General features: G+C 40.7%; 15 protein-coding genes. All 15 read left to right on the top strand.

What is annotated here, in order from left to right:
- Positions 1 to 9: 9 nt before the first annotated feature.
- Positions 10 to 1,074, top strand: a complete 1,065-nt coding sequence (locus AB1K89_RS07280) for a ParM/StbA family protein (RefSeq protein WP_413054112.1) — start codon at positions 10 to 12, stop codon at positions 1,072 to 1,074.
- Between the two features lies 1 nt (position 1,075).
- On the top strand, positions 1,076 to 1,444 hold the full coding sequence (locus AB1K89_RS07275) for a hypothetical protein (RefSeq protein WP_413054111.1): 369 nt from the start codon (positions 1,076 to 1,078) through the stop codon (positions 1,442 to 1,444).
- 22 nt (positions 1,445 to 1,466) lie between these two features.
- On the top strand, positions 1,467 to 1,856 hold the full coding sequence (locus tag AB1K89_RS07270; protein WP_413054110.1) for a hypothetical protein: 390 nt from the start codon (positions 1,467 to 1,469) through the stop codon (positions 1,854 to 1,856).
- Positions 1,853 to 2,287, top strand: coding sequence for a DUF5348 domain-containing protein (locus AB1K89_RS07265; protein WP_413054109.1), 435 nt, complete (start codon positions 1,853 to 1,855; stop codon positions 2,285 to 2,287). Before AB1K89_RS07270 ends, AB1K89_RS07265 begins: the two co-directional genes overlap by 4 nt.
- Positions 2,288 to 2,315: 28 nt before the next feature.
- Positions 2,316 to 2,996, top strand: a complete 681-nt coding sequence (locus AB1K89_RS07260) for a hypothetical protein (RefSeq protein ID WP_413054108.1) — start codon at positions 2,316 to 2,318, stop codon at positions 2,994 to 2,996.
- A 29-nt stretch (positions 2,997 to 3,025) separates the two neighbouring features.
- Positions 3,026 to 3,247 carry a hypothetical protein gene (locus AB1K89_RS07255; protein WP_413054107.1) on the top strand — a complete coding sequence of 74 codons (222 nt, stop codon included), beginning with the start codon at positions 3,026 to 3,028 and terminating at the stop codon, positions 3,245 to 3,247.
- Between the two features lie 39 nt (positions 3,248 to 3,286).
- Positions 3,287 to 4,399 (top strand): conjugal transfer protein, encoded by a 1,113-nt coding sequence (locus AB1K89_RS07250; protein ID WP_413054106.1) that lies wholly within the window; start codon positions 3,287 to 3,289, stop codon positions 4,397 to 4,399.
- Between the two features lie 109 nt (positions 4,400 to 4,508).
- Positions 4,509 to 4,730 (top strand): hypothetical protein, encoded by a 222-nt coding sequence (locus AB1K89_RS07245; RefSeq protein WP_413054105.1) that lies wholly within the window; start codon positions 4,509 to 4,511, stop codon positions 4,728 to 4,730.
- 105 nt (positions 4,731 to 4,835) lie between these two features.
- Complete coding sequence (locus AB1K89_RS07240) at positions 4,836 to 5,390, top strand: TcpE family conjugal transfer membrane protein (protein ID WP_413054104.1); 555 nt, start codon at positions 4,836 to 4,838, stop codon at positions 5,388 to 5,390.
- Positions 5,391 to 5,458: 68 nt separating this feature from the next.
- Complete coding sequence (locus tag AB1K89_RS07235; protein ID WP_413054103.1) at positions 5,459 to 8,047, top strand: ATP-binding protein; 2,589 nt, start codon at positions 5,459 to 5,461, stop codon at positions 8,045 to 8,047.
- A gap of 32 nt (positions 8,048 to 8,079) precedes the next feature.
- Positions 8,080 to 8,616, top strand: coding sequence for a hypothetical protein (locus AB1K89_RS07230; protein ID WP_413054102.1), 537 nt, complete (start codon positions 8,080 to 8,082; stop codon positions 8,614 to 8,616).
- 89 nt (positions 8,617 to 8,705) lie between these two features.
- Positions 8,706 to 10,928, top strand: coding sequence for a CD3337/EF1877 family mobilome membrane protein (locus AB1K89_RS07225; protein ID WP_413054101.1), 2,223 nt, complete (start codon positions 8,706 to 8,708; stop codon positions 10,926 to 10,928).
- 51 nt (positions 10,929 to 10,979) lie between these two features.
- Positions 10,980 to 11,705 (top strand): hypothetical protein, encoded by a 726-nt coding sequence (locus tag AB1K89_RS07220; RefSeq protein WP_413054100.1) that lies wholly within the window; start codon positions 10,980 to 10,982, stop codon positions 11,703 to 11,705.
- A 15-nt stretch (positions 11,706 to 11,720) separates the two neighbouring features.
- Complete coding sequence (locus tag AB1K89_RS07215; protein WP_413054099.1) at positions 11,721 to 12,749, top strand: peptidoglycan DD-metalloendopeptidase family protein; 1,029 nt, start codon at positions 11,721 to 11,723, stop codon at positions 12,747 to 12,749.
- 267 nt (positions 12,750 to 13,016) lie between these two features.
- Positions 13,017 to 13,697: a hypothetical protein gene (locus AB1K89_RS07210; protein WP_413054098.1), complete on the top strand. Its 681-nt coding sequence runs from the start codon at positions 13,017 to 13,019 to the stop codon at positions 13,695 to 13,697.
- The last annotated feature ends 25 nt before the right edge of the window (positions 13,698 to 13,722 follow it).

The following is a 13,722-nucleotide window of genomic DNA, read 5'->3' as shown; positions in this document are numbered from 1 at the left end:
GTAATTAGGTTGGAGAACGTTGCAGTCGATTTGGGCTATGGTTTTGTTAAGGCGATATCATCATCAGGGAAGCGTGTCATTTTCCCTTCATTGGTCGGGAAAGGGTACGACAGGGGAATTACGAATATACTCGGAGATACACCGAATGACATGGCAAACATGCATGTAACCATTGAGAATGAAGATTATTTTGTAGGTGAACTTGCCAATGAATCACGTTCGTTATCCCGTATCTTTGAACGTGAACGGTTCAATCATGTTTACACACATATCCTTTTGAATACAGCCATACAACTTGTCACGAGTGGCAGAGGAGGCTCAGTCAATCTTTCAACCGGTTTACCGCTTGACTTCTATCAGGCACAAGCCAAGGACTTTCAATCTTCCATTACTGGCATCCAGTCGTTTATTGAATGGAAGTCAGGTCCGTTAGTTGAAGGGGCGAAACAAGTGAACGTAGAACGTGCATTAGTATTTCCGCAGGGTGCTTCAGCCATCTTTTCAGCCCTGATCAATCATGAAGGGAAATTCACTTATTCTCAATTCATGAATCAAGGGTCTCTGATTGGATTAATTGATATCGGTTTTAGAACAACTGATTTTGTTGTAGTTGAGATACAGGAGAACGGATCGTTTGTTCCAAAGGCGAAATTATCCGGTACTGTGGATGACGGTGTAAATAATTTGTATAGGGATATTCGACAATCCTTCAAGGCGCAAACAGGTGGCGCGGATTTGAGTGAGCTTTATATCAATCGAATTTTAAAGGATGATCAATTGAAGTATAAAGGAAACAGTATTGATTTCAGCCAAATTATTCAATCCAGTAAGAAGTCCATAGCCTCTAACATTGTGGATCGCTTGAAAAACGTATGGGCCGAAGAATCAGATCTGTTTGACGCGATTTTCTTGGCAGGTGGGGGTGGCGAACTGTTCGAGCCTTTTATCCAGCCCCATTTTGATAACCGTTTGTTGAAGATAACGGAAAGCCAATTTGCAAACACAATCGGCTATTTGAGATTAGGCAAGTCAGTATTCGATCAGTTGGATCGCCGTCATAAGTCAGTGATGTGATATGAATGCAAATTGGGAAAAGCGGTATAGCTTCCGTCTTCAAGAAGAGGATGAAGAAATCTATAACTTGTTGGCACGCGTTCCGGACAAGAAGCGAAGCGAGACCATCAGGCAGATGCTACGTTTGGCTGTACGGACAATATCAAGAGATCAAAAATCGAATGAGGAAAACAGGCGATTGTTAAAAGAAGTGCAGCTATTACGTGAAGACTTGGCGAAACAACATTTGGAACTATTGACGAAAATCGAAGGCGGTCTTTCAGCCGGGTCTGTCCAGTTGGATGATACCAATAAAGATTCAATAATAACTGAACGAGCGATAGACGACAGCGCTAGTGCGATGCTGTCGTCTTTTGGCATTGAATTCTAATCATTTATGGAGGTGCGAAACATTGAAGACTAAGGAAGAGCTACGTATGCGTAAGAAGAAAAAGTTCTTGAAAGTTTGTGAAACGTTGAGGGTGTGTGATTCCTGTCTGTTTAAAGAAATGGTAATGATGGGGGATCGATCAAATGATAGGGAGATGGTCGAAGCTCTATGCGGCGGCTGTCCCAATTATATAGAAATGCGCAAAGTAGGTGATGAACTTTGGAATACAGATACGTATCTTGAAGCTATCCTTGAGAAAAAACAGGATATAACCACCCAGGAAATATTAACGCTACTTGAGGAGGGGATACCAAAGAGGAGAATTAGAGAAGCGCTGGGAATCCGTTCGGTGATGGAGTTCAGAACATTTATTTCGGGACTTGTTGAAAATGAAAGGAGGCTGTACCAATGAAGCTACTAGAAACAACGATCAATTCTTATGTTGAAGCTGAATATCAAATCAAACGTCTTTTAACAGATACGCGGAAGCTCATGGATAATATAAACGTGTTCAATTTGAATGCCGAAGATGTCCAAAAATATCACATATTGTACAAAGCAATGGAGGGACTTGAAAAGGCTTATTCCTCCATCGTCGATTTAAATAAGAAGGTTTTGATAGAAGGGCACTTGGTGAAGAATGACCGAGGTCGCTATGAGCTATGTGGGAAAGAATTTACGAGTGGTTCCTTGATTGATGTGTGGCGCGAAGACTCGGATATGAAAGATGGAGGCTTTTATATTTCTTCTCGGATCGAACATCGTGGAGGTGACTATTACTGCGTTGATATACCTTATATCAAACTGGAAGGATTGAAAGCTCGGTATAGGGCTGCTTTCTGACGATTTCATTGTGAAAGGAGTGAGGAATATGCAGATGAATTTAGAACAGACCTATAAGGCGGTTGTCCTGAAAGAAATGCTGGAACAGGAATTAATGGAACTTGAATCCGTTCAAAAAAACATGGGTAGTGAAAAAACGATAAGCAAGGCAACCATGCGTAAGATCGTGAAACGATCGTTCATCTGGTTACCTGTTTTTATGATCTTCGTGAATTATGCACGAAATGGAATTGACCCTTTTATCTTCATCTATGCACCTGTGTTCCTGTATTACACTTCTGTCTATATAAGTGTAATAGTCTTTTTCATATGGATTTACAATACAGGCGTCAGGTGCTTTCTTAGGGCAAAGAAGAACCCTAAAGAGTTGGCGTTTTATGAGCAAAATAAAAAAGCCGTCCAGGTGAATATCGAAACTGTTGAGCAGGCCTTGAAAAATCAATCTTCATTGATGCCGAAATATCATTCCAAAGAGGTTTTGGAGCAATTGATTGCTTATAAGAGGGAGGGGAGAGCGAAAACCGATGATGATGCTATCAATCTGTTTGCAAAGGAATATCCTGCACATGCTCGGCCTGTATCTTCAAAATCAGGAAGACGATTAACAGCATTGAGTTTGCTCATTCGAAAATTCATAGGAACGCTGGCAGCTGCATCTTTTTTTACCAACGGTATTGATGACCACCGAAAATATCGCAAGGGATGGTGATGCACGATTCTGTGAAAGGGGGTGAATGAATGTTTAAGCTAATTATCGGGACTATTCTTATGGTCTTCCTAATCGTTGTGATTGGTAGCCTGTTGTTGGAGCAATTTCCAACGTTAATCCCTTTATGGAAAGAACTGAAGATGCACGTTATCAATCTTTATGAGTCATCATTAGTTAAATACGGGACAGTGACTACACTTGTATTGATTGTCGCGATTTTTATCGTCGTTGGTAGCTCGAAGAAGTTTTAACGATAGGAGAACGAGAAAAATGGAGGGAGGTAATCGATATTGAGGAAGAGATTAAATAAGTCGGGAACTCCAAAGGACGGTCTTTTAAAAACGGCAATTGAGATTTTCAAAAGAGCGAATGAAAATGAAAAACGAAAGAAAGAATTTAGAATACGGGAAAACAAAAGCAGACCGAAAGGATACCGGGCTAAGAAGCTTGGGGCATTCACTTTCTGGTTGCTTTTTTCATTTATGCTGCTGACTGTTTTCGTTAGTCTGTTTTCTTCTAATCGTCTCTCGAATGCAGAGAATGAAGGAGATAAGTCAGAAATAAACAAAGCAACTTCCGCCGAGGGAATTGAGTTCTCAAAAAGTTTCCTCGTAACCTATTTCAATTGGAATTTAGATAACGAGAAAAGGAGTGATCGAATCGGGCGGCTTGGTCGTTATCTTCCATATAAATTGAGTGAGCAGGCGGTAACAGGCGGTAGCAACTGGAACTCGACACTTACCCGTGAAAACATTGTGCTGAAGGATATAGATAATCTTGGAGATTCCAAAGCACTTATCACATTTCAAGTGAAAGTGTTGTTCCAACAAACGGCAATCAATAACCAGACGGAAGACAAAGCGAAAGTCGCTCCGGAAAAGGTGAAGGCTGATAAGTTTATTTCCGTCCCTGTTTTATTTGACGAGGAAGAAAATCGTTTTATTATTTATGAATTGCCAAGTTTCACCTACGTGGAGCAGGAGAAGATTGATGGATCGATTGCTCTTGAAACAGACGGTCTAAAGTCAGTCACAGACGGTAGTACTCAAAACATCAAGGCATTCCTAGACACGTTCTTTGAAGCTTATTCAACAGACTCCAAGGACAAGCTAACTTATATCGTGGAAGATCCGAAACACCAAAATGGACTGAACCAGACAATGAATTTTGTCAGATTGAACAACACGGAAATATTTACAGGGAAAAAAGCGGAAGAAAAGGTGATTAGAACCGAAGTTATCCTTGCTGAACCGGATACTGGAATTGAATTCACTTCCTCCTATCTCTTAGTGTTGGCCGAGAAGGAAGGACGTTACACCGTATTGTCCATCAATAATAAGTCATACATCGATGAACTGAAAGATATTAAATTTGAAGAGGATAGTAAAGCGACTGAAGATTGAGAGTCCCGGCCCCATATGGAAGATGGTCTGGAAAAGGGTCAACTAGATGAATAGGTAAGGATGATGCAGACAATCGTCTGTTTTTTTATTGTGTAGGGAGGTGAATTGAATGAGTTTAGAAGGACTGTTTACATGGTTTTCACAGGAAATCAAGTGGGCGTTGTTCATCGTTCTGTTTGTTGCCCTGATTGTCACGGCTTTTAAGAGAGCGTGGATCGCGATGATCGGTGTTGTTATCGGTCTTGCCTTTATTGGAATTTTCATCGTGAATCCGGATGTCTTGATTGGTATTTCCGAGTTTTTTGCGGAGAAATTGAATTTAGGCAAATAAAAACCAGCATTTATTTAACGGCAAGGAGGGTTCAGTAACCTCTTTGCCGTTCCTTGATAGTGAAAAGCATGGGGGTGAAAGCTCATTAATAGGATTCCGCTTTATGTGCTGAACAATTTCATTCGTTTTGAAAGGCAGCTTTATCAAATTTTCGGTTTGGAATTAGGAAGACCGCTACGGTTGAAAACAGTCCTGTATTTCATTTCAATTGCAATATTGGAAGCAGCCATTTACTTTACGCCTGGAATCGGTCGCTTAATCAATTGGATGCCGGTGGGGATTTTGATTCTAATTCCGATTGGACTTGCTTGGTTACTTGCGGACGTCGGGACGGAAGGAAGGTCACCAATTCACTTTTTCCGTTCATTCTTTTCCTATCAAATAAGGAAATTGAAGAACAGTACATCTTATAGAGGACGGGAAGTGGAAATAGAAAGGGATTATCAATTCAATAACTATTATACCTATGCCGGATCAAACATGGCTGACGAATTGTTTGTTTTGCCTAGAGAAGTTGATGAAGAGCATGCAATAGCTATGAATTATCTGACCCGTATCTTAAACGACGACCCGGAGTTAATTGAGGTACCAACCACTGATGCAAAGGGGGAAGTTGAGGAGACGATAAAAGTGCATGAGGAAAATACGTCAATGACGTAAATCGGGAAGAAGCTGTTCTCTAAGGGCAGCTTTCTTCTTTCTAATAAAAATCAAAGGAAGTGGTTAACATGAAAATCGAGTTTCCCGTAAAACATATAGAAAATAACTTGATCTTCTCCCATGACGGTACCGTTTGGGCTTACTATAAAATAGACGGGTTCAACTATGACTTTTTGGAAGATGACGAGAAGATTCTACCCTTCCAACAGCAAATGTCGTTCCTGACGAATGTAGGGCTTGACCTTCATTTTCTTGTCGTACCTAACCCAACAAATATAAAAGGAATTTTGAACTCGACAATCGAGGAAATGAAATTGAAAGATTATCCCCTGAAAGAGAATGGGATTCAATTTATTGAGCAAGTCAAAAAAGCCCTTGAAAATGAACGGGAATTGAATGAATCAAGTGAATACCATCATTATATCGGTATTCAATTAGATCCTGAGAAAAACAGATACGTTTCAGGTAATGCCGGTATCAATGCATTGACTTCCATCAAGAAGTTCTTTGAAGGATTTAGTTCACCGCTTTACCAGGCTGTAGGTTTGTATCCGGATGACATCCTTGAAAGTGAGATTAGAGCATACCAAAGCCAAGCGGTTTCTATAGAATCCACAGTTGCGAATTCATTTGGCTCACGTATCCAAAAAGTCACAACGGAAGAACTGGTCTTCATTACCGAAAAGGCTTTTAGTACACGAAACAATAACACGGATGTTAAACCTCGAACTTCTTTCGAAATTGGGACTGTTGTTGAGGGGATGGACAAGCATGGGACCAAACATAAAGCAATTCGAAATAATAAAAGAGATTTTTTCGACTTGCAGAATACGAATATTAGGGAAATCGGACCGAAGACTTTGCAGCTGAGCCGAATCACAGACGACAATGAAATTGAAGACCTGTACTGTCAATACTTGACCATAGAATATATGGATGACGTGCAACATCATCCCGGCAGCGAATGGCTGTATCGTATTCAATTACGCATGCCATTCCCTTTGACAATTTCCATACGTGCAGAAAATCAACCGAATGAAATGATAAAGAAGAAATTGACGAACGCAAAACTAGAATTCAGGGACCAACGAAAAGAGGCTGAAAAAGGCGGACAAGTCGTTGATATGAGCGTGGATGTATCCCAAAGCGGAACCATACAGATGGAAAACTATTTCAAACAAACTGGATTCCCTGGTTTCGCCTGTTCGTTTATTTTCAAGGTTACCGCTGAATCCGAGGAACAGTTGAAGACTCGCGTCGGTTTATTAAGAAATGAATTGTCTAAGTTCGGCTTGAAAATCGTGGCACCATATGGTGAACAGCTTCACCTTTTGTTGGAGTCAATACCCGGCTCACGAAAATACCATGACGATTATAAGATGGAAGTCGCCCCGGGAGTGCTTGCTGGCATGATGTTCGGTGCCACCACGAATATCGGGGATAATAGAGGGTTTTATATCGGTCATACTTCACAGTTTTCCAAGCCTGTCTTTATCCAGCCCGATCTAGCAGCAAAGGCTTTCGATGGATTAGGGAACGTAGTGGATTCCATATCTGTACTCGTAGCAGGGATGACAGGGCGAGGGAAATCGTTTTTCATGAATCTGTTCATTTATCTAGCCACATTGACAGGTTCGAAAGGGTTGATAATTGATCCGAAAGGAGACAGGACTGGATGGGATAAGGGGCTGCCGTTCATTCCGAAAGAGTTCATTGAGGTATGGACACTTGGCTCTGACCCTGATGATGCTGGCTCGCTCGATCCATTTAGGACGAGTACAAGCATCGAGGAGGCAAAAGATATCACAATGGACATTCTATCGTATCTATCAAACATCGGTCTGAATGATGATGCCTACAATATCTTGAGCGAAGCAGTGGAGGAAGTCGCTAATATGCCTGACCCGTGTATAGGCCGCGTCTTGACATATCTCCATGACTTGTATGAGGATCGCCCTGAAAGCATGTCGAGTAGCCGTTATGAGTCATTGGAAAGGTTGAGAGGTACTTTAGAAACTTTGAAACGCAATCAGTTGTCTATGTTGCTATTTGGTGAGGTAGGTCAAGACTTCAAAGTCTTGGGTCACGATAAACCGATTCAGGTATTGATGATACAGAACTTGAATCTTCCTTCATCCAGTGAAAAGAAGAATCCGCGAACAGTCCATAAGATCTCCGAAGCCATTATGATATCCATCACCGCTTGGACAAAGCAATACATGTTCAAAGGGGATAGGGGGACCCATAAATTCATCCTTCAGGATGAAGCGAGCGCCATTGAGCGGAGTGCTATTGGTTCTGAACTAATGGATTTCATTGTTCGTATGGGTCGTTTCTATAATACTACGCTTATGAAGGGGTCTCAGAATGCTTCCGACCATGGGAACGACGTCGCAAATATGGGGATGAAATTCAGCTTTGGTTTACGTAAGACGAGTGAAGCGGAAGAGATGCTGGACTATCTCAATCTTCCCAAAACAAATGCAAATATCGACATATTGAAGTCGTTGGATCGTGGTGAAGCATTATTCCAAGACATTTATGGTCGGTCAGCCGTTGTGAAAATCAATCCTGTCTTTGTTGAATTGCTAGATGCTTTCGATTCCTCAACTTCATCCGAAGAGGAAAGGGAACGTGAAAAAGTGAGAGTTGTATGATAACATAAAAACCATTGAAAGGGAGTGTTGAATTGTATAAAAAAAGTATGCGGAGTTTCTTTCTGCTCATAGCCATGACTTTTCTTATGGCAGCGTGCTCCGCTGAAAGCAAAGAAGGAACGAATGAGAAATCTGTTGATAATACGGAGAAGTATGCGGATGTATTTAAAGAGACGGATAAGATAGCTCATGATTTTATGGTTGCGAAGATTGAACAAAATTATCCCGAAATCTTAAAGTACTTGTCCTCTGATGGTGTTGAAGAGCTGAAGGAGAAAAAGAATTATTTATTGGAGGCTCATGAATTTCCGAACAAGTTTGAAGAACTAGATGGTAATTATGAACTCAGAAGATATGATAATTTTTATGATGAGAATATCGGAGAAGCGATCTATCGATATAGCAGAAAAAACGATAATGGTGATTTAATTAATGATTGGATTATCCTAAAACAAAATGATGAAAAAGAATGGAAAGTAGAGTCGTTTTATGGTCAAAGACCGGAGATGATCAATGATGGAGATGCCGAAACTGGAACAATAATTCATGAACTCTCTCAAAAAGAATAAAAGGATTTTCACTAAGTCCGAGAGGAGGCAGTAGGCCCCATTAAACCCTTTGCAATAAGCGAAGGGTTATTTTTATGGCCTGAAATCAAATGAAATCTCACTACAAGAAAATAATTTTGTTACTAACGCTGATTCTTTTTTCTTTTGGAGTTGGAACTACAGAATTAGGAATGGCGAATGAAGGCCAGACTAATAGTAAGAAGTCTGACATCATGGATATTATTACTGATCAATACGGTGAATTTAAAGACGATGGAAAATCTTATTATCACTTAGATGCGGTTTCGGATAAAGATGTTGAGACATTCGATGACGGAGCTGATTTCTGGGCTGATACCTATGACAAATTATTTGGTTGGGCAGATGTAAAAGAAAACGTTGGAAACAAACTAAGTGAAATGGTCAATCTTGTAAACAATATCGTTTTTGATATAAATATATTTTTGACCTATACCATGTTGGTCATGTACGACTTGGCATATACAGCGGACTTTACTGAGAAGATCATAATTGAATTAGAGTCAATTATGGATAATATCACAGGCATTTCCGGAGGTACCTTTAATATTGGAACTGGTCTTTTCGGGAATCTCGTAAAGCTTATTGCTGTTTTGACCGGTATGTATGCGTTGTATATATTCATCGTAAAGAGAGCTTTCTTTGAGACGTTTTCTTCTGTTTTTCAGACAGTCATTGCACTTACAGTTGCGATTTTCATGTTTGCGAATTATACAGCTCTTTTAACAGGAGCTAACAAGATTACAACTGAACTAAGTGGTTTTGTTGTGAGTCTTCCTAGTCATTCAGAAGGTCAAGAATCGAATATTGAGGACCCAAGAACAAAAATGAAAGACAGTATTTGGGGAATGTTTGTTGATAGGCCTTACCTTTATATGCAGTATGGTACGCATGATGTTGCTGCTCTTGGAGGTGGAGATAGATCTATGGGAGTTGAACGAGTCAAAAGTATACTGAAAGAGCCTGTAGGTGAAAGCAGACTTACGAAAGTAGTTGAGGATGAGGCTTCCGAAAAAAGTGGAAAAGGTAATAACATGATGAAATATTCCGCTGTGAACAGCCGTTTAGCCTTTACTTATTTTTACATGGTAATTAACGGTCTTGTTTCGCTTCCTATCTACTTATTATCACTTTGTTTAATACTCTTTCAGTTTTGGTTCATGGTGATTGCTACTCTTGCACCCTTTGCTTTACTCATAGCGGCCATTCCAGGTCAGTTCAATGTAATGAAACGATATTTCATTGAGTTGGGCATACCATTGGCCTTGAAGATATTTGTTTCGTTCGTTGCGTTGATTGTATTTGTTATCTCAGACATCATATATGCTGCAGATTTCAAATCACTCACAGGAGGATCCAATCCGTTTTATAGCTATGTAGGTGCAGCAACTTTCAATCTGTTGTTGTTTGCTACAATCTTCATATTAAGGAACAGGATCAAGGACATCTTCTCGTCAGGTTCAAATACCATTCGAGCACTTCGAGAGAGTTCGGGAACATTCAACGCACCATTTAAAAAGGGAATGCAAAATGTCGCAACAGCGGGCGGTGCCGTCGCAGGGGCTGTTACTGGCGGCCCAGCTGGAGCAATGACAGGAGCAGCAATCGGAGGTTCGGTTGGTAGAGTCGTGACTGGTGAAGGTAGCGTAAGTGATGTGGCAGGTTCCGCTATGAAGGCTCAGCATCTAGTCCATCTAAGCAAGATGTCTCAGTCAGGAAAAGACAAAACATTATCCGGTATGGATAAGAGTAGGCCAGAAAACGTCCTGACTGGTAAAGAACATAACCCTCAGATGAAGAAAGAAGCGATGAAGACATTCGAAAAGGCAGGACTTAATCAACTTTCAGATGATGAGCTTGCTGAGCAAATTGAGAAGAACAGTAGTGAAGGAAATTTCGCTAAAACAATTGAAAATGGAAGTATTACCGATGAAAGAAGATCATTTCAGTTGCAAGCAGAAAAGCAGAATTTATACGGTGAAGAGGAAAACGGACTTCCCATGAACAGAACAATGATAACCAACGAGCTTTCGAACAGGGGTCTCCCGTCAGAAATGATTGACCTGACGTTAAATACTTTGAAATCACAAGGAATAGATGACCTTAGTCAGTCGGAAATGGAAAGGCATTTTGATTTAGTTGTAGATAAAGCAGAGCAGGGCGAATGGGAAAATGGGTTTGCCGATACGTTTGTCGCGAATATCCAAAATGAAAGAAATACTGTTGAGGAGAAAGAACGTAAAGCCCTTATGAAAGAAAATAACCTAAAATCACTTCGTGATCTTCAAAAATAATAACTGTCTGCCTTTGTAAGCAAGAAATGTTAATGAAGGAGTTGGAACCGTGTGAATGAACAAACAAAACGGATAATAATGATTAGCGTGATAGGTCTCTCTGTCACGCTTTTATTATTGGGATTTATTGTGGGTGTCGTTGATAAGGCGAAGGAGAAGAAAAAAGAAGTGAATGCAGTTGAGGATTTAGCGTCAAGCGAGAATCGTAGGATTTGGCAATACACCTCGAAGGAAGGTGGATCAGAAAATCAAAACGTCAGTAATAAAGAAATGAAATCTGAAGAAGTGAACAAAAACACGGATGATAATTTTACCAAAAACTATTTGGAAGTACCCGATGAAGTCACTAAAAAACCAACACAAATTGATATGTTTCCTGAAAAGTATTTAGATGAAACGAAGATGCTGGCCGAAGACTTTGTAACCAAATTCCACATGTTTGATAGGAAGAAACCAACCGAACAATTAAATTCTGTTGAGGGGATTTTGATTCAAAGCCATATTGATTACCTGAGAGATGCCAAGGCTGAAAAAATCGAAGGGATGAAGGATGTTGAAGGTATCGTTTCACGAAAAGTTCTATCCGTAGAAATAAAAGAACCTGCCGCGCCTACTTTGATTGCTATCTCATGGGATGGGATCGTTGTAAGCGAAGTGTTGGATAGGGATGGCAATGTCAGAAAGGACACTGATATTTACAGCATGATGTTTGAAAAGGACAGTAACGGAAAATTCCAGATCACTGATTTCTATTTGAACTATGACCAAAAAAGATAGGGGGAACCAAGGGATATGAAAAGGTTGCTATGGCTGGTGCCTATCTTAGCCAGTCCGGGTTTGCTTCTTCTGTTATCCATACTCGCCCTTTTCCTCTTTTTTAGCGTGTTCATAGTTTTTACTGAGGAAGATGATGAAAGATGGAATTTTGCAGGAGGTGCAGTATGCCGACCGGATGGGGAAATCAGTGAGGAATTGTTTTTCTCCCAGTTCAACAATGCCGGCAAATTTACGGACAAGGGAGCGGTTTTTATTGAGGTTGCTGAAAAATATGGCATAGACCCGGTATTGATGGCTGCTATCGCTTTTCATGAAACCGGTTCAGGAACGTCTGCAGCTGTCATGTTAAAGAACAATCCAGGTGGCTTGATGGACCCTGCAACCGGCAGTCGTTTTTTATATTCCTTCTTGACGATTGAAGATGGCATAGAAGCCATGGGGAAAACATTGCACAATCGAATTATAAAGGATGGATTGATTACGATTGACGATTTAGGAAGCGCCTATGCGCCAATTGGGGCTGAGAATGATCCCACTGGTCTTAACAACCATTGGGTGCCAGCAGTTACAAAATTCGTTGCTCAATTTGGCGGTTTGACAATGAACTGCGAGGCTCATGTTGTAGGTGACTGGATGATTCCCTTATTGACGGGATTAAAGATAAACAGCCCTTTCGGTTATCGGATACACCCTGTCTACGGTGATGAACGATTCCATACAGGTGTAGACCTTGCCTGTACGAATGGCGATCCGATACTTGCTGCACAAAGCGGAAACGTCATTTTCGCCTCCGAGAACGGGTGGTCAAACGGTTATGGCCTTCATGTAATAATCAATCACGGGGAAATCACTACGCTATACGCTCATATGGATTCGGTAGCAGTTGGGATAAATAAGACTGTTTCCCAAGGTGATGTGATCGGCACTTGCGGTTCAACAGGAACATCAACTGGCAATCATCTCCACTTTGAAATCATTCGGGCTGGTGAGAAGGAAGATCCGATGCCTTATTTGTCGGAATACAAGCCGGTCGATGATGAATAACCTTTTGTCCGACGTTAATATAGCCTTTAATCGTTGATAGTAAAGCAATTTCAACTGTTAACGTCCGACGTTGAACAAAATGAACGTCTGACGTAAAAAGATTGATTTACCTTTGATGCTATAAGGTTTCTACCTCCTAACGTCCGACGTTGGGTTATTTGTGTTTCAAAAATATCGATAACGTCCGACGTTAGATATTCAAAATGTAGTCATAGCAAGGGTTCATGATATGAAATAACGTCCCCGATGCAGAAAGGAATGAAATAGATGGATGAAGAAAAGACGTTGCTGCTCGAACAGCTGAAGAATATCGAGAGAATGAAGGTTTACCTAATGTCCCGAATCAATGAGGCAGGCGGGAACAGAAATGCAATTAGACGGACAACGGTCTATCCGTTGGCGAAAGTGAAGCCTATGGAAATCGATGACTATCCCGTTTTTCAATTTTCCTATGAGGGAGCTCTTCCTTTATATAAAGAAGAAGACCGGGATTACCTTGCAATGATTAGGCACTATTATTTCAGAGCAACCCTCGATGCTTATGATTTTTCAAAGATTGATTTCCAATTCGATAAATCTGTCATTATCATTGCTCAGCATTACGAGAATAAAATCATACGCGATTTGGATAATCGCAACAGAAAGCTAATTCAGGATGCAATCCGGCACACGGGTTTAATTGGTGATGACAGCTGGTGGCGAGTATGGAATGTGGATATCGGATTTTTGGATCCGCGAGGCAATCATGTCCAGGTTTATGTAGTGTCACAAGAGAATTTTGCAGAATTTATTAAGGTCCTTACAAAGAGAAATTTTCACTTGGCCCATATTCCTGACCCATCAATTAAGGAAGGGATATTGCAGAAATACGAATATGGTATCAAGGAGAAAGACAATGAAAATGAGGAGCAATTATCGGATGTCATAGCTACTCATTTTTGGGGCTGACCGATTGAAAGGTTCTGCTATATTG

It is taken from the genome of Sporosarcina pasadenensis (genome assembly GCF_047228845.1).
Taxonomy (GTDB): domain Bacteria; phylum Bacillota; class Bacilli; order Bacillales_A; family Planococcaceae; genus Sporosarcina.
The sequence above is the reverse complement of the archived record's forward strand: the minus strand, read 5'-3'. Positions and strand labels throughout refer to the sequence as shown.

Coding starts and splice junctions, on each gene's coding strand:
- AB1K89_RS07275 (WP_413054111.1), top strand. CDS start 1,076: ATGAATGCAAATTGGGAAAAGCGGTATAGCTTCCGTCTTCAAGAAGAG.
- AB1K89_RS07265 (WP_413054109.1), top strand. CDS start 1,853: ATGAAGCTACTAGAAACAACGATCAATTCTTATGTTGAAGCTGAATAT.
- AB1K89_RS07260 (WP_413054108.1), top strand. CDS start 2,316: ATGCAGATGAATTTAGAACAGACCTATAAGGCGGTTGTCCTGAAAGAA.
- AB1K89_RS07255 (WP_413054107.1), top strand. CDS start 3,026: ATGTTTAAGCTAATTATCGGGACTATTCTTATGGTCTTCCTAATCGTT.
- AB1K89_RS07245 (WP_413054105.1), top strand. CDS start 4,509: ATGAGTTTAGAAGGACTGTTTACATGGTTTTCACAGGAAATCAAGTGG.
- AB1K89_RS07235 (WP_413054103.1), top strand. CDS start 5,459: ATGAAAATCGAGTTTCCCGTAAAACATATAGAAAATAACTTGATCTTC.
- AB1K89_RS07225 (WP_413054101.1), top strand. CDS start 8,706: ATGAAATCTCACTACAAGAAAATAATTTTGTTACTAACGCTGATTCTT.
- AB1K89_RS07215 (WP_413054099.1), top strand. CDS start 11,721: ATGAAAAGGTTGCTATGGCTGGTGCCTATCTTAGCCAGTCCGGGTTTG.
- AB1K89_RS07210 (WP_413054098.1), top strand. CDS start 13,017: ATGGATGAAGAAAAGACGTTGCTGCTCGAACAGCTGAAGAATATCGAG.